Source organism: Paenibacillus sp. cl141a, from assembly GCF_900109305.1.
Classification (GTDB): domain Bacteria; phylum Bacillota; class Bacilli; order Paenibacillales; family Paenibacillaceae; genus Paenibacillus_AQ; species Paenibacillus_AQ lautus_A.
In genome coordinates this window covers 20039-35871 of record NZ_FNZO01000007.1, presented here as the reverse complement: position 1 = coordinate 35871, position 15833 = coordinate 20039, and the positions used below count along the sequence as shown (strand labels likewise).

Annotated in this window: 16 protein-coding genes and 1 pseudogene; 1 reads left to right on the top strand and 16 read right to left on the bottom strand. The window is 55.6% G+C overall.

The features are described from left to right. The 16 genes and pseudogenes from BMX45_RS19255 to BMX45_RS19185 form a co-directional block, all read right to left on the bottom strand. Complete coding sequence (locus BMX45_RS19255) at positions 1-897, bottom strand: ABC transporter permease (protein WP_090911073.1); 897 nt, start codon at positions 895-897, stop codon at positions 1-3. Positions 898-913: 16 nt separating this feature from the next. Continuing rightward, entirely contained in the window at positions 914-1840 is a 927-nt protein-coding gene (locus BMX45_RS19250) for an ABC transporter permease (protein ID WP_090911072.1), read from the bottom strand. A gap of 22 nt (positions 1841-1862) precedes the next feature. After that, positions 1863-3515 carry an ABC transporter substrate-binding protein gene (locus BMX45_RS19245; protein WP_090911071.1) on the bottom strand — a complete coding sequence of 551 codons (1653 nt, stop codon included), beginning with the start codon at positions 3513-3515 and terminating at the stop codon, positions 1863-1865. Between the two features lie 101 nt (positions 3516-3616). After that, positions 3617-4957, bottom strand: a complete 1341-nt coding sequence (locus BMX45_RS19240) for an LLM class flavin-dependent oxidoreductase (RefSeq protein ID WP_090911070.1) — start codon at positions 4955-4957, stop codon at positions 3617-3619. Between the two features lie 276 nt (positions 4958-5233). After that, entirely contained in the window at positions 5234-5803 is a 570-nt protein-coding gene (ssuE, locus tag BMX45_RS19235) for an NADPH-dependent FMN reductase (RefSeq protein ID WP_090911069.1), read from the bottom strand. A 91-nt stretch (positions 5804-5894) separates the two neighbouring features. Next, a pseudogene (locus tag BMX45_RS32260) lies at positions 5895-5996 on the bottom strand (hypothetical protein); the annotation flags it as partial. Positions 5997-6082: 86 nt separating this feature from the next. Next, positions 6083-6496: a hypothetical protein gene (locus BMX45_RS31385; protein WP_175495147.1), complete on the bottom strand. Its 414-nt coding sequence runs from the start codon at positions 6494-6496 to the stop codon at positions 6083-6085. Positions 6497-6499: 3 nt separating this feature from the next. Then, a complete protein-coding gene (locus tag BMX45_RS19225; RefSeq protein WP_090911068.1) occupies positions 6500-7837 on the bottom strand; it encodes an LLM class flavin-dependent oxidoreductase in 1338 nt (445 codons plus the stop codon). Between the two features lie 36 nt (positions 7838-7873). Next, complete coding sequence (locus BMX45_RS19220) at positions 7874-8341, bottom strand: DinB family protein (protein ID WP_090911067.1); 468 nt, start codon at positions 8339-8341, stop codon at positions 7874-7876. Positions 8342-8500: 159 nt separating this feature from the next. Further along, positions 8501-9676, bottom strand: a complete 1176-nt coding sequence (locus BMX45_RS19215) for a M20 peptidase aminoacylase family protein (RefSeq protein WP_090911066.1) — start codon at positions 9674-9676, stop codon at positions 8501-8503. Between the two features lie 43 nt (positions 9677-9719). Next, positions 9720-10736, bottom strand: a complete 1017-nt coding sequence (locus BMX45_RS19210; RefSeq protein ID WP_090911065.1) for an LLM class flavin-dependent oxidoreductase — start codon at positions 10734-10736, stop codon at positions 9720-9722. Between the two features lie 12 nt (positions 10737-10748). Next, complete coding sequence (locus BMX45_RS19205; protein WP_090911064.1) at positions 10749-11501, bottom strand: amino acid ABC transporter ATP-binding protein; 753 nt, start codon at positions 11499-11501, stop codon at positions 10749-10751. Continuing rightward, the gene (locus tag BMX45_RS19200) at positions 11498-12208 is read right to left on the bottom strand and encodes an amino acid ABC transporter permease (protein ID WP_090911063.1); all 711 of its coding nucleotides are present in this window, start codon (positions 12206-12208) and stop codon (positions 11498-11500) included. The genes BMX45_RS19205 and BMX45_RS19200 overlap by 4 nt, the downstream gene beginning before the upstream one ends. Further along, positions 12205-12990: an amino acid ABC transporter permease gene (locus BMX45_RS19195; protein WP_090911062.1), complete on the bottom strand. Its 786-nt coding sequence runs from the start codon at positions 12988-12990 to the stop codon at positions 12205-12207. The genes BMX45_RS19200 and BMX45_RS19195 overlap by 4 nt, the downstream gene beginning before the upstream one ends. 33 nt (positions 12991-13023) lie before the next feature. Beyond that, a complete protein-coding gene (locus BMX45_RS19190; protein WP_090911061.1) occupies positions 13024-13860 on the bottom strand; it encodes a transporter substrate-binding domain-containing protein in 837 nt (278 codons plus the stop codon). A gap of 139 nt (positions 13861-13999) precedes the next feature. Beyond that, positions 14000-14878: a LysR family transcriptional regulator gene (locus BMX45_RS19185; protein WP_090911060.1), complete on the bottom strand. Its 879-nt coding sequence runs from the start codon at positions 14876-14878 to the stop codon at positions 14000-14002. A gap of 268 nt (positions 14879-15146) precedes the next feature. On the opposite strand from BMX45_RS19185, the gene BMX45_RS19180 reads away from it, so the two are divergent. Beyond that, the gene (locus BMX45_RS19180; protein WP_090911059.1) at positions 15147-15689 is read left to right on the top strand and encodes a GNAT family N-acetyltransferase; all 543 of its coding nucleotides are present in this window, start codon (positions 15147-15149) and stop codon (positions 15687-15689) included. Positions 15690-15833: the final 144 nt, after the last annotated feature.

Here is a 15833-nt window from a genome sequence, read left to right as displayed (position 1 = left end):
CTATCGCTGCGTGATTTTCTTCGGATCGAGATGATCTCTCAGCCGGTCGCCGATGATATTGACGGACAGCACGAATGCCGTAATGGCAAGACCGGGAAAGGTGCACATCCACCATGCGACGGTCAGGTATCCTCTGCCTTGAGAGAGCAGCGTCCCCCAATCCGGCACTTCGCGGAGCACGCCAAGGCCGAGAAAGCTCAGCCCCGACCCCGTCAGAATGGAAGTTCCGATGCCGATGGTTGCCATAACCAGCAGGGGGGACAGGCTGTTCGGCAGCACATGGTTCCAAAAAACACGCAGCGGCGAAGCGCCGATGGATCCGGCCGCTTTGACGAACGTCCGGTTCTTGATGCTCATAATCTGGGCTCTCATCACGCGGGCATACCCCGGTATAGCGGAAACCGCCACCGCAAGCACGACATTCGACAGGCTCGGTCCGAGGGCTCCGGCAATCGCCAGTGCGAGCAGGATGCCCGGTATGGTCATCAGAATGTCGTTCAATCGCATCAGGACAGTATCCACCCAGCCTCCTGCATACCCGGACATCGCTCCGACCGCGCCGCCGATCAGCCCCCCTACAAGGACGGAGGCAAAGCCGATAAAGAGCGAATCCCGGCTGCCATGAACGACCACGCTGAAAATATCCCTGCCAAAATAATCGGTACCGAATAGATGGGCCGCACTCGGTGCCTGCATGATACGGTCCGTCAGCATATCCGTCGGGGCATAAGGCGCGATCCACTGCGGCACGATGGCGCATACCACAATGAATAGCACGACCAAGCCAGCGGCGTACAAAAACCAATCATTCGCCGAGAACCGGCCGCTCCGGCGCGCGGCCGGGGACGTCAGCCTTCTTTGACGCCAAACCGTTTTGGCGGAGACCGCCTCTCTCATATGAAATCCCTCCTCTTTAAGCCGAACGTCTGACGCGCGGATCAATCAGTGCATAGGAAATATCCACGATTAGGTTCACGATGACGTAGATGATGGCGGAAAAAAGAATCACGCCTTGAACGACCGGCAGATCCTTGGCCATGATGGCGTCCGCAATAATCCTGCCAATCCCTTGCCGGGAAAATACGGTCTCAATGACCACCGTGCCCGCCAGCATCTCGCCGACGAGCATCCCGATCATGGTCACGGCCGGTATCAGCGCATTGCGCAGCGCATGGCGGTACATCACCGCCCGCTCCGCAAGGCCTTTGGAACGCAAGGTCACGATGAACTGCTCACTGATCACATCGAGCATGCTGTTACGGACCATGCGCACAATGAAGCCTGCTCCCACCGTTCCAAGCGCCAGTGCCGGCAGCACCAGCGTCTTCCAGCCATCCGAGCCCATGGCCGGGAACCAGCCCAGCGTGATGGAGAAGATCAAGATCAGCAGAATACCCGACCAGAAGGTGGGCATCGATATGCCGAATAAACCGACAATACGGGCGATGATGTCAATTGCCTTGTTCCGGTGGATCGCGGACAATACCCCAAGGAGAATGCCAACGATGATCGAGACCAGCGAGCTAGCCGCCGTCAGCGCGAGCGTTGCCGGGAAACTCTCCACGATCTTCGGCAGCACCGGATCGGAATTGATAAGCGATGTGCCGAAATCGCCTTGAAGAATGCTGCCGAAATAACGAAGGAACTGAATATGAAAGGGTTGGTCAACCCCAAGCTCGTGCCGCAGATTCGCGATCACTTCAGGCGTTGCCATGGAGGGATCCACCATATTATCCGTCGGGTCCCCCGGAAGGACATAGAGAATGGAGAATACCAGGACAAGCGAACCGACGATGACGAGCAAAGAGGTCAACACTCGCCAGGTCAACGTTCTAACCATACGCCTTCAGGCCCCCTTTCTTCTATTTTTGCAGAGACACATCATTGAATAACGGGTAGCCGAGCGAATCGAACAGCACGCCTTGAACCGAATTCGATGCTGCCACCGTGTACGGAAACACATAAATTGGGAGGATGATGGCATGATCGATGATATAATGCTGGACCTGCTTATACAGCTCCGCACGTTTCGAGTCGTCCTTCTCCACGCGCCCCTGTTCAAGCCATTGATCTACATCCGGATCGTTCAGCCTGGACAAGCTGGCCTGGCCTTTCGGATCATAGGAGTGATAGAACGAATAGAGTGCGTTCGGGTCCGAGTTCACCTGGCTGTTTCCATACAAATCATAGTCGCCGTTGGTATACACCACCGTGCGGATATCCTTTGTGATCTCGACCTCAACGGCGATGCCGATCTGCTTCAGTTGCTGCTGAATCATCACCGCAATATCGTTGCGCTTTTCCCGGTTCGGGGTGCCGTCTACATAACGAAGCGTAAGCTTCTTGCCGTCCTTGGTCCGAATTCCGTCTTCGCCTCTCACCCATCCCAGCTCATCCAGCAGCTGATTGGCCTTCGGGATATCCGGCTTGATCGACTGCTCAAGCGATGCGTCATAACCGAATGTTCCCGGCGTTAGCGGAGACCAGGCACGCTCATAGGTGCCTAAATACAGCGTCTTGACGATCGTATCCACATCCACCGCGAGCTGTACGGCCTGCCGGGCTTTCAATTCATTCCACGGTTCGCGATCCTTATTGAAAAAGAGCGTGTATGGCAACCCGACGGTGTTCGTCTGGAGCAGCTGGAAGTTCGGGTCCTTCTCCAGCGTCAAAATATGCTGGGGCGGCACCGTCTCGGCGGCAAGCACTTGCTTGCTCTGAACGCTTCCGATCCGCGTGGCCTCCTCCGGCACGATTCGGAAATCAATGCCGTCCAAATAAGGCGCTCCCTGATTGGTCACCAGCTCCGGCGCCCACTTGTAGTCGGGATTGCGTTCTACCTGAATCCCTGCGTTCTCCTCCCATTTCACGAACTTGAACGGCCCGGTGCCGACCGGATGCTGCCCCAGCTGATCGCCGTATTTCTGTGCGGCGGCCGGAGACACAATGCCCAGCAATGCCTGGCTCAGATTGCCGAGAAAAGCTCGGGACGGCGTGGCCAGATTCAGCTTGACCGTATACTCATCCAGAACTTCCGAAGACCGATACGGCTGCAGCAATGCTGCTGCGTTGGACGCTTTCGTGGCGGGATCCAAAATCCGGTCAAAGTTATATTTCACCGCTTCTGCATTAAACGGAGTACCGTCGTGGAACTTCACATCCTCCCGCAGCTTGAACGTATAGCTGAGTCCATCCTCCGAAATCTCCCACTCCGTTGCCAGCCATGGCTTGATCGTATGGTCAGGCAGCTGAACCACCAGGCTGTCGTGGATCGTGCGAATGACGCGAACGGATACCGCCAACCCGCTGCGGTGCGGATCCAGTGTGTCAGGCGATGTCGCAAGGGCAAAGCTGAGTTCTCCTCCCTGAGCGGTCACGCCTTGTGCGGCGAGCGTCCCAGCGGCCGTCGTGCTCCCTGAGGAGGCTTGCTGCCCTCCGCATGCGGACAGCAGCAGCATCAAAACCAAAGCGGCAGTGGCAACCGACTTTCTTTGTTTTCGAGCATGGCTTCTCATTCAAAACCCACTCCCCTTCAAATCCGATTTATTTTGGGAATGATATCTAGCTTTGCGATTCTTATTTGTTGCGTACAATGCCAATATCATCTAGCCCGTCGTTATTTCAGAGCCTCCGCTTTCTCCCTTACCCGGGTATAACGATTGACTGGTACGGGAATGCCGAGATTTCCCCGCAGCGTATCCGCTTCGTATTCGGATCGGAACAACCCGCGTTCCCGCAGAATCGGCACGACCAGGTCTACAAAATCATCCAAGCCTCCCGGTACGCTTGCGCCGACGATGAACCCGTCAGCCGCTTCCTCTTCGAACCACTGCTGCAGAAGATCCGCCACCTTCTCCGGCGTGCCGATGAACGCGGTTCTTGGCGTAGCTTCTTGCAGTGCCACCTGGCGCAGCGTAAGGTTCTGCTCCTTTGCCCGCTGCTTGATGCGGTCCGTGGTGCTGCGGAAGCTGTTAGAACCGAAGTCGCCCAGTTCCGGGAATGGCTCATCAAGCGGATACTGGGAGAAATCATGGTGTTCAAAGTAACGCCCCAAGTATTCCAGCGCCTTCTCCGGCGTAACCAGCTCGGCGATCTCGCGGTATTTACGCTCGGCCTCTTCCTCGGTGTCGCCCACAATCGGCCCAATCCCCGGAAAGATCAGAATATCGTCCGGGGAACGGCCGTATTCCGCGGCGCGCCACTTCACGTCCTTGTAGAAGGACTTCGCCTCTTCGATCGATTCGGGACCGGTAAAGATGGCATCCGCCGTTTTGGCTGCGAGCGTTCGTCCGCTGTCGGATGATCCGGCTTGGAAAACGACCGGCTGACCTTGCCTGGATCTCGCAATGTTTAGCGGTCCCTGCACGGAGAAATATTCGCCTTCATGATTCAGCCGATGCAGCTTGGCGGGATCGAAGAATACGCCGCTCTCCTTATCGCGGATAAAGGCATCGTCCTCCCATGAATCCCACAGCCCCTTCGCCACTTCCAGGTATTCTTCGGCAATCCGGTAACGCTCAGGGTGCGAAGGATGCTCAAGGCGCCCGAAATTCAGTGCGGTTCCTTCCAGCGGCGAGGTTACCACGTTCCATCCGGCCCTTCCTCCGCTGATGTGATCGATCGAGGCGAACTGACGGGCGACTGTGAAAGGCTCGCTATATGAGGTCGACAGGGTTCCAACAAGCCCAATCTTCGAAGTGACCGCGGCGAGTGCGGACAAGATCGTAATCGGCTCGAAGCGGTTCAGAAAATGCGGTATGGATTTCTCGTTGATATACAGACCGTCTGCCACAAACACAAAATCTAACTTGCCTTCTTCGGCCTTCCGCGCCTGCCCCGTATAAAAGGGAATACTGACGCTGGCGTCCGAAGGAATCCGCGGATGCCTCCATGCGGTGTGGCTGCTGCCCACTCCATGAATGGAAGCGCCCAATCGAAGCTTTCTATCCCTGCCCATATTCCACTCCACCTTTAGCGTTGATTTCGTGACGGGAAGATCCCCGGCCATGCCCTGAATTCATTTTTCCAATGAATATAGTCGGAATTAAGTTGTTGATAACTCTATCATCCTGCTGTCCCACCTACAAGATCATATAGAGAAGTTCTATCCTCGCTTCTTGATTCTCTATTAGAGCCCTTAATCCGCGGTGATCATGGCAGCGCAAAAACCACGATCCACGGATTCGAATCGTGGCGGCTCATTTCAAGATCACGTTTCTTGGGGGCCAATGCGTCAGACAACCTGCCCCTGCCGCTCTGCCGGTGCAGCCGAATATCGGGCCAGCTCTGCCTGCAGTTCGTTCAGCGCGTCATCCAAGCGCTCTCTGAGCTGTTCCGTTATGTCGTAACCGCCGAGTTCTAGGCGGGTGACCCACTGATCTACGGCAAACACCCCGCTGAGAATGTTGGTCCCTCCGAGTGCGGATACCACCGGCTTCAGGGCATAATCCACGGCAAGCAAATGCGCGATCGAGCCTCCGATAAAGAGGGGGAGCACTACCTTGCCCTGCAGGCCTTTTTGGGGAAGGAGATCCAGAATCGTCTTCAACGCTCCCGAGTAGGAAGCTTTATACACCGGGCTAGCAATGATTACGGCAGCTGCTCCTTCAACAGCTGCGATAGCCTGCTTGATGGCCGGACTGTTAAAATCGGCTCGCAGCAAATCCTCAGCCGGGAGATCCGCTGCCGAGACGAATTCGATCTCGTAGCCGGCAATGATCAGGCGGTCCTCTAAGTATTGCGTCAGTCCGAACAAACGGGACCCTTGATTCGGGCTTCCTGCTATAAATGCAATTTTTGTCATGGTCTTCCTCCTTATTCGTAAACGTCATTACAGCTAAGCGTACCCATATTCGCATCCCATGCACCAGGACATCCTCATCCAGATCGAATCGGGGCTGGTGTTTCGCATGCACGATTCCCCGATCCGGATTCCCGCAGCCGATGAATCCAAAGGCACCAGGGACCTGCTGATCCAGGTACCAACCGAAATCCACGCCCGCCAAGCTTGGTGGATGGAGCCCCTGCACTTGCTCCTCACCCAGCACCTTCGGCTTGCGTCATACGACGCAGCGCGGCTCCGTCATTGACCACAGCCATCCCCTTCTCGAAGCTCCAGCTTATAGCTGCCGCCTACTTGGTCCGCAATGGATGCGGCCAGACGCCTTAGGCCTTCCGTAATCGTCGCCACGATATCCTTCCGATACGCCCGGAAGGTTCCCGTGAGCTCGCTGTGAGCAGCGATGACATTGATGGCGCTACCTGCATGAAGCGTGCCGACCACCCCCATCCCGAAATGTCTGCCCACATTCCGCCGCCTGACCTCAATCCCCCACGACTCCAAGAGATCTGCAACCAGCTTCGAGGTGCGGAAGACATCGTAAAATAACTGGGGATACTGATGAAGGTCTCTCCGTATCCTGGAGAGCTCTACCCGAAGCTCCCCCGCAAAAACCATCATCTCTTCATGCTCTACAGCAGCCTTCATTCGCGTCATCTGTTAGGAACGGACAGCGACTGTCTGAGCCTTGCTGTACCGGTTCTCGGGCACGGGCAATCCCAAATTGCCGCGCAGCGTGTCGCTCTCGTACTCGGTTCTGTAAATGCCTCTCTCCTGAAGAATCGGCACGACATGATCCACAAAATCCTCCAGCCCGTTCGGCACTGCTGCGGTAATTATGAAGCCGTCGGCTGCCCCTGCTTTGAACCAAGCCTGGATCTTGTCTGCCACCTGCTCCGGCGTACCGATAAACCCGCCGCGCGGCGTGGCCGACTGCAGCGCCACTTGCCGAAGAGTAAGCCCCTTCTCCTTGGCATCCCTTTTGATTTTGTCGGTACCGCTCTGGAAGCTGTTCTTGCCCAGGTCGCCCAGCTCAGGGAACGGCTCATCCAGCGGATACTGGGAGAAATCGTGATGCTCGAAGAATCGGCCGAGATAATCCAGGGCATTCTCGATGGTCACCAGGCTGGCCACCTCCTCATATTTGCGCTCGGCCTCCTCCGGCGTGCTGCCGATGATCGGGCTGATGCCGGGAAAGATCAGCACATCATCCGGATTCCGGCCGAATTCCGCCGCCCGCGCCTTCACGTCCTGATAAAAGGCTGCCGCATCCTCCACAAACTCATGTCCGGTGAATACTGCGTCGGCTTCCTTGGAGGCATAGTTCTTGCCGACCTCGGACGAGCCCGCCTGAAAGATGACCGGCTGCCCCTGCTTGGAACGAGCGATGTTCAGCGGCCCCTTCACGGAGAAGAACTCGCCTTCGTGATTCAGCGCGTGCATTTTCTCCGGATCGAAGAATACGCCAGTCTCCTTGTTCCGCACGAAGGCATCGTCCTCCCATGAATCCCACAGACCCCGGGCAACCTCCAAATACTCCGTTGCGATCCGGTATCGCTTATCGTGCTCCGGATGCTCCTTCTTGCCGTAATTCAAGGCAGAACCCTCCAGCGGAGAGGTAACGATATTCCAGCCTGCGCGTCCGCCGCTGATCTTGTCAAGCGACGCGAACTGCCGGGCCACGGTGAACGGCTCGCTGTACGAGGTGGACAACGTACCGACAAGACCGATGTTGGTGCTGACGGCGGCCAGGGCGCTCAGAATGGTGATCGGCTCAAAGCGGTTCAGAAAATGCGGTATCGATTTTTCGTTGATATACAAGCCGTCCGCGATGAAGATCAGGTCGAACTTGCCCTCTTCGGCTTTCTGAACCCACTGCTTATACAGATCAAAATTAACGCTTGCGTCGGGCTGCGCATCCGGATGCCGCCACATGGAGGTTCCTCCGCCCACACCGTGCAGGAGCGCCCCCAATTTCAATTGTCTTTGCTTTGCCATATTCCATTCCTCCTTATCGATCTTAGCGCCATCGTCTTACACGGGAGCGGCAGCCAGTTTAATGCGTTCGATCTGCCCGAGATGATTCTGTACGTGACGGGTAAAACCGTTGACGATATCCGAGACGCTGACGGTCTCCCCTTTGAAATTGATGCCAATTTTGGCCGCATCGGCCGCGCTCAAACGACGAAGCAACAAGCTGTTATAGTGCAGCAGCGCCCGGAATGCTTCCAAAATATCCTCGGCTCTGCCTTCGTTCGAATATTGGCCGCTGACCCAGGCATCCTGATTAAACGCGGGCAGCTGGGCCGTCGTCCCGGCCAGAATGTCCCGGATTCGGAACGAGATCACGATGCTGTGATCCACCAGATGGGAGAGCACCTCCTGTACGCTCCATATGTGCGGTGCCTGCTTCCATTGGAGCTGATCCTCGCTAAGGCCGGCGACGGCGGCCAGCAGTTGTTCATGCGTATTAACAAAGGCTTCAATAGGGAATTTGCTCATTCGATCTCCTCCAATACAAACTCGATAATGACCTGCCCGATAGAAATAACAAGGAACTGCCCTTCGCATAACACTACGGTCCGTGTTCAGGGCCTATTCATGGCGAAGCATGAAACAGGAGCAAGGCTTCCATTCGATCAACAGTAACAAAAGAACCCCTTATCGCGAAGACTCCCCGCCGGCATGGTAATGCCGGAGCGCCAGCTCCGCCAGCCTCGTGAAGAAATCGATGCTGACCGGAATCGCCCGATCATCCAGATCAAAAGCCGGATGGTGCCACTCCTGCGTGCCCGCCGTTCCCATGAAGACAAACAACCCGGGAACCTCGCGCTGGTACACCGCAAAATCCTCCCCGGCAGGCGAGGGAACCGGTATCACCGCCTCATATCCTGCTTCGTCAGCAGCGGCATAACCGAGCTCCGCCAGCTTGCGGTCGTTATGGACCGGCGGCGGTCCTTCGATCCAGCGCACGGCAGCCTTCGCTCCGAAAGCTGCCGCCACGCCTTGGACGACTTGGCCAAATCGTTCGAGCACCTGATGCCTGACGTCGTCGTCAAAGATGCGGATGGTTCCTTCCAGCAGCGCTTTATCCGGAATCACGTTCCACGCGGTTCCGCTATGCAGCTTCGTCACGCTGATGACGGCACTCTTCAAGGGGCTCACATTCCGGCTTACAATGGACTGGAGGGCCGTAATGATATGCGACGCGGTCACGATTGGGTCAAGGCCCGCTTCGGGCACGGCCGCATGGGATCCCTTCCCCGCCACTTCAACCACGAAGCCGTCGGCGGCGGCCATCAGTGGACCTTCCTTAATGCCAATGGTCCCGACAGGCAGGTCCGGCTTGTTATGCATGCCGAAGATTGCCTCCACGCCTTCGAGCGCCCCGCTGTCGATCACCTGCTTCGCGCCCTTGGCCTTCTCTTCGGCCGGCTGAAAGATCAACCGGACGGTGCCTCTCAGCTCCTGCTCCCGCAGCTTCAGGGCATAGGCCGTCCCGATCAGGGCAGCGGTGTGGAAATCATGCCCGCAGGCATGCATTTTGCCGGGAATCGTCGAGGCGTACGGGAGTCCCGTCTCTTCCTGGACCGGCAGAGCGTCGATGTCCGCTCGCAGCGCTATGATCGGCCCCTCTTGAAATCCGCCGACTTCGGCGATTACGCCTGTCGCAAGCGGATACTCCGTGACCCGTATCCCGGCTTCCTCAAGCCAGCGCCTGATCAGCTGCGTCGTCTCGAACTCCTCGTTCGACAGCTCCGGGTACCGGTGCAGATGGCGCCGAATCTCAATAAATCGATGGATGTCGATATTCGTGGATAGGACTTGGCCTGGCATTCGTAAAACCTCCTAAATAGTCACGGATCTATGGCCGTCTCGATTACGCCTCGGCAGGAACCTCAGCCAACGCCTCGTTCAGCAGCTCGAATGAGTGAATTCGCTTGGCAAAGGGCTGGATATTGCTGGTGACGATAATCTCGTCGACGCCCGAAGCCTGCTGAAGCCGGAGCAGCTGCTCACGCACGGTTTCCTTCGTCCCTTTGGTGATGAACGGCTCCTGTTCCTCAATCGTGTACGGCTCGCCTGCCTGGCGACCGAATTCTTCGGCCTGTTCCCTCGTCCCCAGCGTCAACGTCCGGCCGCTGGCCAGATGAATCTTCACCAGCTTCAGCGATCCTGCCAGCTCCGCCGCTTCCTCTTCCGAATCGGCCACGATCACGGACAGGGCGACAAGAATCTCCGGCTCCCTGCCATGGGAGTAGTCAAACGTGCTCCGGTAAACGCGAATGGCCTCCAGCGCTGCGGATTCATCCCCGTTGATGAAGAGGGAAAACACATAGGGCAGTCCGAGTCCGGCCGCAATTTCCGCGCTGCCTGCGCTAGCACCCAGCACGTACAGCTCAGGCGCGGTCTCCGGCAGCGGAGCAGCGCGAAGCCCGGCGAGCGGATGATCCTCCTCCAGCGTGTTATGAACAAATTGGCGGAGCTCGACGATTTTATCCGTTAACGACGCGTCCTCCTGCACGCCCCGCTGCAGCGCCTGCGTACTGCGCGGCAAACCGCCCGGGGCGCGCCCGATTCCCAGATCCACACGTCCCGGCGCGAGCGCGGCCAGCACGTTGAAATTCTCCGCCACCTTGTAAGGACTGTAATGTTGAAGCATGACGCCGCCGGACCCCACGCGGATGGTTTGGGTTTTGGCTAACAGGTAAGAGATGAGCACCTCTGGCGAAGACCCCGCCACATGGTCCGAATCGTGATGCTCGGATACCCAGAAGCGCCGGAAGCCGAGCTCCTCCGACTTTTGGGCAAGCAGCACGGTGTGCGCGAACGCCTCCGCTGCCGTTTCCCCGGGATATATTGGACTTTGGTCAAGCACGCTTATCGTAATCCCCATATGGTTGGCCTCCTAAATGCTATAGTTAAGCTCAGGCGTGATCCGCTTCAGGAACTGCTTGGTCCGTTCTTCCCGCGGATTGTGGAAGAGCTCGGACGGGGGGGCCTGCTCCACGATCACGCCTTCGTCCATGAACACGACGTGGTTCGCCACATCCCTCGCAAAGCCCATCTCATGCGTTACCACAATCATGGTGATCCCTTCCTTCGCGATTTTGCGAATGACCGCCAGCACCTCGCCCACAAGCTCCGGGTCAAGCGCCGACGTCGGCTCATCGAACAGGATCACCTCCGGCTCCAGGGCGAGCGCCCTGGCAATGCCCACCCGCTGCTGCTGTCCGCCCGAGAGCTGACTCGGGTAGGCATCCAGCTTATCGGCCAGACCCACCTTTTCGAGCAAGGCGATGCTCTTCTGCCTTGCCTCGGCCTTCGGCAATTTTTTGACGACGACCAGGCCTTCCATCACGTTCTCGATCGCCGTCTTATGCTTGAACAGATTGTACTGCTGAAACACCATGGCCGATCTCTGACGTAGTTCATGAATCTCCTTCTTGGTGGCGCGCTTGCACTGGACACGGTAATCGCCGATAGCAATCTCGCCGCCATTCGGCTTCTCGAGATAATTCACGCAGCGCAGCAGCGTGGTTTTGCCGGAACCGCTCGGCCCCAGGATGACCACCACTTCCCCTTTGTTTACCGTCAGATCAATGGATTTCAGCACCGCGTTCTTGCCATATGACTTTGAAATATCGGTCAGTTGAATCATGCGACGCCCCCCCGATTGTAAAGATTGATCCGTTTCTCGATGATCGCGGTCAGTCTCTCGATGAGTAGCGTAAGCCCCCAGAAAATAGCTGCCGCCGCCAAGTACGATTCGAAGAATTTCCAGTTGGTCGATGCCACGATCTGCGCCTGCGCGTTAATGTCCACAACCGATACGGTAAATGCCAAGGTCGAGCCATGAAGCATGCCGATCACCGAATTCGAGAGGTTCGGCAGGCTGACCGCCAAGGCTTGGGGAAACACGATCCGGCGCAGCGCCTGCCACGTCGTCATGCCGATCGAATAGGCTGCCTCCAGCTGCCCCCGGTTGACCGCGAGCAGGCCGGAACGGATCACTTCGGACATATACGCGCCTGCCGTAATCGAGAATGATATGAACGCAAACCAGATCATCGGGATGGAGGATGACTTAATGCCCCAGCCCATCTGGGCGGACAGCGCATCCACCAGCACCGGCAGGCCGAAATAGATCAGCAGCAGATGCGTCAGCATGGGAGTGCCCCGGATAAAGGTCACGTAGGCAGTGGCAATCTGGCTGAGCAGCGGAACTTTATAGATCCGGGCAAACGCTGCGGCCAGCCCGATCAGAAATCCGGCCGTGACCGATACCGCGGTGATCAACAGCGTTGTAGGGATCGCGGACAGCAAGTTTACAAACGCCGTCCATATGAAGGATGGATCGATTTTCACAGCTCCGCGCCTCCTTTTTCTGGTCGCATTCCGGCGATGATACGGCGGTAGGACCATTTCTTTTGCATACGGAATCTTTCACGTTTCGCCGACTCCGGAGCCTCATGGCGCATCAGGCGCCGTTCCGCATGCAACAGCAGTTTCTCAAGCGTAAAGCTGATGACAAGATAGATGAAAGCCAGCGCCAGATAAGCTTCGATAAAATGCTGGGTGATATTGCCCAGGGTTTGCGCTTTTCCCGTCATCTCCATGAGCCCGAGGGTAAACGCCAAGGAAGTATCCTTCAGCAGGGCAATCACCATATTCGAAAATACCGGAACCGCGATCGCGAGCGCTTGAGGGAGGACGATCCGAAGGAAGGCTTGATGTCCCTTCATCCCCATGGCGTACGCCGCTTCTACCTGGCCTCTGTCCACCGCCGTTACCGAAGCCCGGATCATCTCCGACATGAAGGCACCGGTATGAAGCCCGTAAGTCAGGATCACGAATACCATGACAGGCGCCCGGGACAGGTCGATATGAACCAATTTCAGCATCTCCGGCAGACCATAATAGAACAAGAAGAGCTGGATCAGAATCGGCGTTCCCCTGAAGAACGAAATGTACACCTTGGAGAACGCGTTCAGCACCGGGATCCGGTAGAGGCGGGGAAGGGCAACCAGAAATCCAACGACGATTCCCACCAGCAGAGAGCCTGCCACGATCAGCATCGTGACGCCTAACGTCGACAAGAGCTTGGGCAGAAAGCTAAATATATACGAGTAATCGAACGGTGCACCCATGGACCCCTTCTCCCTTCTACTAGGTTTATCTCATCATGGATTCGACGATGTGAAGTCGTCGCCCAGCCATTCCTTGCTCAGCTTGGTCAGCGTTCCATCCGATTTCAGCTCCTTGATCGCATCGTCAACCGCATCCGACAGCTTCTGGCTGTCCGGGTCATCCTTGCGGAATACGAACAGGATGTCGGCCTCCGACAGGTGGTCGCCCGTTGTTTTCAGCTTTCCTTGCGGGTCGATCAGCGGCAGCGTAAAGTCCGCCCCGACGGTTGCATCCACCCGGCCCGTCGTAATCTGGCTCACGGTATCATTCGCCGCGCCGTTCTGATAGACAATGTTGATCGCATCGTTATTGTCCTTATTGTAGTTCTCCAGAATCTGAGCAGCCGCACTGGTTGCACCGGTGAGTACCTTTTTGCCCTTTAAATCATTTAACGATTGAATGGAGTCGTTCTCCTTGGCGACGATGATCTTATTCCGCCAGTAGGCGTAAGGCTCTTTATTGAACAGGTACTTTTCCGTCCGCTCCGGATTCTTCTCCATCTGGTGGGCCACAAAATCAATTTTCTTCGTTTCCAGGCTAAGCAGCAGATTGGAAAACTCCTGGGTCTGCAGCTCGAACTCATACTCCGGCAATCGTTGATCAATCTCCCGTACCAGTTCAACGTCAAAGCCGGTCAGCTTTCCGTTCTCGTCAATAAAGCAGATTCTAGGAAAGGCCGTGCCCGTGCCGACAACAATCTTCGTTACTTTTCCTTCTGCAGCGTTCGCCGTGCTATCTTTTTGCGCCTCTCCACTCTTCGTGCCTGTTCCGCATCCGGCGATCACCCCTGCCAACGCGATTACAACGGCTGCCACGATTGATTTCTTCACGACCTCATCCCCTTTCGATCTTGTCCCGATTCGTAATTTAATAATTCCTATAGTTTTAGTAAGAATTATGTTGTCACTAACTTTACCGCGATTTGGGAAACGCGTCTAATAGAGTTTTTCTATTCATCCATGCAATTCATCAATAGGACAATTCACGGCCGAGCTCCAGCAAGGAATCCAGAAACTCATTGTTGTGCCCGTTCAAGGAGATGAGATGGGTCTGCAGGGAAATGCCTGCCGTCTCGGCAATATCTACGGGAATCAGGCTTCCATCGGCTACCTCCTGCTGAGCGCATAGACCCGGAAGAAAGCAGATGCCCGCCCGCCCCAGCACAAGCTTCTTCGCCGTCTCGGAATTATCGACCTGAAACACGATATTAGGCGGCTGTTCCAGACTCTCGAATACCCGGTGAATCCTCAGCCAATCCAGCGAACCACATTCGAAGAAGACCAGTGTCTCATGCCGGATATCCCGAATGGAGGCTCTCCCGGCAGCAGCAAGCGGATGATCCTTATATACATAGAGGCGGATAGGGTCTTCAAAGAACGGATAGGATTGAAACGCCGGATTCATCAGCTTGCGGACGAAGGCCAGATCGATGTCCTTGGACGAGAGCTTGCCGGCCAGCTCTTCCGTGGGGCCTGTCGTCAGCTTGAAGTTCATCGCTGGAAACCGTCGGTTGAGCACCATAAGTAGATAGGGCATTAAGTAATTGGACACCGAAACCGTGCTTCCGATTCTGAGCTCATTGGGCATGGACGGTTTGGATTGAAGATGGTGTTTCCCTTTTTGGAAGGTTTGGAGGATCTGCTGGGCATAGGGAAGGAATTGTTTGCCTTTGTCAGTCAGATGAATCTGTTTGCCCAAACGGTCAAACAGCCTGCAGTCGAGCTCCCTCTCGAGCGACTGGATGCGTGCAGTCACCGTCGGCTGGGATAGAAACAGAACGTCTGCCGCCTTGTTGAAGCTGCCGTAGTGGTTGATGTAGACAAAAGCCTCGATATTTTCGATGTTCAAGCTAACACCTCCAGGATCATCATTATACATACTATTCCAATTAATATAGATGGTTTTAAGACCGCAGTTTCCTTATAAATTATCCTTATCTTAGGCAGTTGGAAAATTATTGTCAATCCAAATATGCTTATAGATTTTTTTAATAAAAGCATTGATATATTTGTTTTCCAATGTGTTTAATTGGAATAAACTGTTATACTAATCTCACCTTATCAGGATATGACCGTATCCTCTGAAGTTTAAATGACCGAAAAAAGGAGTGGTAGCGTTGAATTCAATCCAAGAAGTGATCGTACGGGATGCACATGAGTGGGAACGCGAGGCTGTTGCGGCTGTGATGCTGGAATCCTATCAGCAGTATGCCTTCGATCTGTCTGCTGAGCGATGGGAGGAATATCGGAATTCCATTAGGAGTTCGGCGTACAGCCAAGCGCCTTATGCCCGGATCGTCGCCGAGTTTTGCGGGGGAATCGTTGGCAGCGTCCAACTCTTCCTCTCCTCCGAGGCCGCTTACGGAAAACCGGAGATGGGAATTCACTCGCCTATTATCCGCCTTCTTGCCGTATCTCCGGGTTCCCGGGGACGCGGGATCGCCACGCTGCTGATTCAAGAGGCTGCCCGCAGATCGATCCAGCTTGGCGCAACCACGCTGAATCTCCATACTTCCGACATGATGGCCTCTGCGGTGAAGTTATATGAGCGGCTGGGCTTTGAGCGGGCGTATGACACGGATATCATCAACAATGAAACACTTGTCAAAGGATACCGGATCGAACTTCCCGGATCCTTGCTGCTACAAAGCGCCTTATGAAAAATAGAGGCCCTAATATTCTGCTTCCTTATGTAAAATGAGATTCTTCATCTGTATTATATATAGTTGTGCAGCAACGCCCTTATCCAAGTATGAAGTCGTCCTGAGACCCTTCTCGAAAGTTTGGCCAATTCGTGACGACTT

Coding starts and splice junctions, on each gene's coding strand:
- BMX45_RS19225 (WP_090911068.1), bottom strand. CDS start 7,837: ATGGCAAAGCAAAGACAATTGAAATTGGGGGCGCTCCTGCACGGTGTG.
- BMX45_RS19215 (WP_090911066.1), bottom strand. CDS start 9,676: ATGCCAGGCCAAGTCCTATCCACGAATATCGACATCCATCGATTTATT.
- BMX45_RS19210 (WP_090911065.1), bottom strand. CDS start 10,736: ATGGGGATTACGATAAGCGTGCTTGACCAAAGTCCAATATATCCCGGG.
- BMX45_RS19255 (WP_090911073.1), bottom strand. CDS start 897: ATGAGAGAGGCGGTCTCCGCCAAAACGGTTTGGCGTCAAAGAAGGCTG.
- BMX45_RS19195 (WP_090911062.1), bottom strand. CDS start 12,990: ATGGGTGCACCGTTCGATTACTCGTATATATTTAGCTTTCTGCCCAAG.
- BMX45_RS19205 (WP_090911064.1), bottom strand. CDS start 11,501: ATGATTCAACTGACCGATATTTCAAAGTCATATGGCAAGAACGCGGTG.
- BMX45_RS19250 (WP_090911072.1), bottom strand. CDS start 1,840: ATGGTTAGAACGTTGACCTGGCGAGTGTTGACCTCTTTGCTCGTCATC.
- BMX45_RS19240 (WP_090911070.1), bottom strand. CDS start 4,957: ATGGGCAGGGATAGAAAGCTTCGATTGGGCGCTTCCATTCATGGAGTG.
- ssuE (WP_090911069.1), bottom strand. CDS start 5,803: ATGACAAAAATTGCATTTATAGCAGGAAGCCCGAATCAAGGGTCCCGT.
- BMX45_RS19220 (WP_090911067.1), bottom strand. CDS start 8,341: ATGAGCAAATTCCCTATTGAAGCCTTTGTTAATACGCATGAACAACTG.
- BMX45_RS31385 (WP_175495147.1), bottom strand. CDS start 6,496: ATGACGCGAATGAAGGCTGCTGTAGAGCATGAAGAGATGATGGTTTTT.
- BMX45_RS19245 (WP_090911071.1), bottom strand. CDS start 3,515: ATGAGAAGCCATGCTCGAAAACAAAGAAAGTCGGTTGCCACTGCCGCT.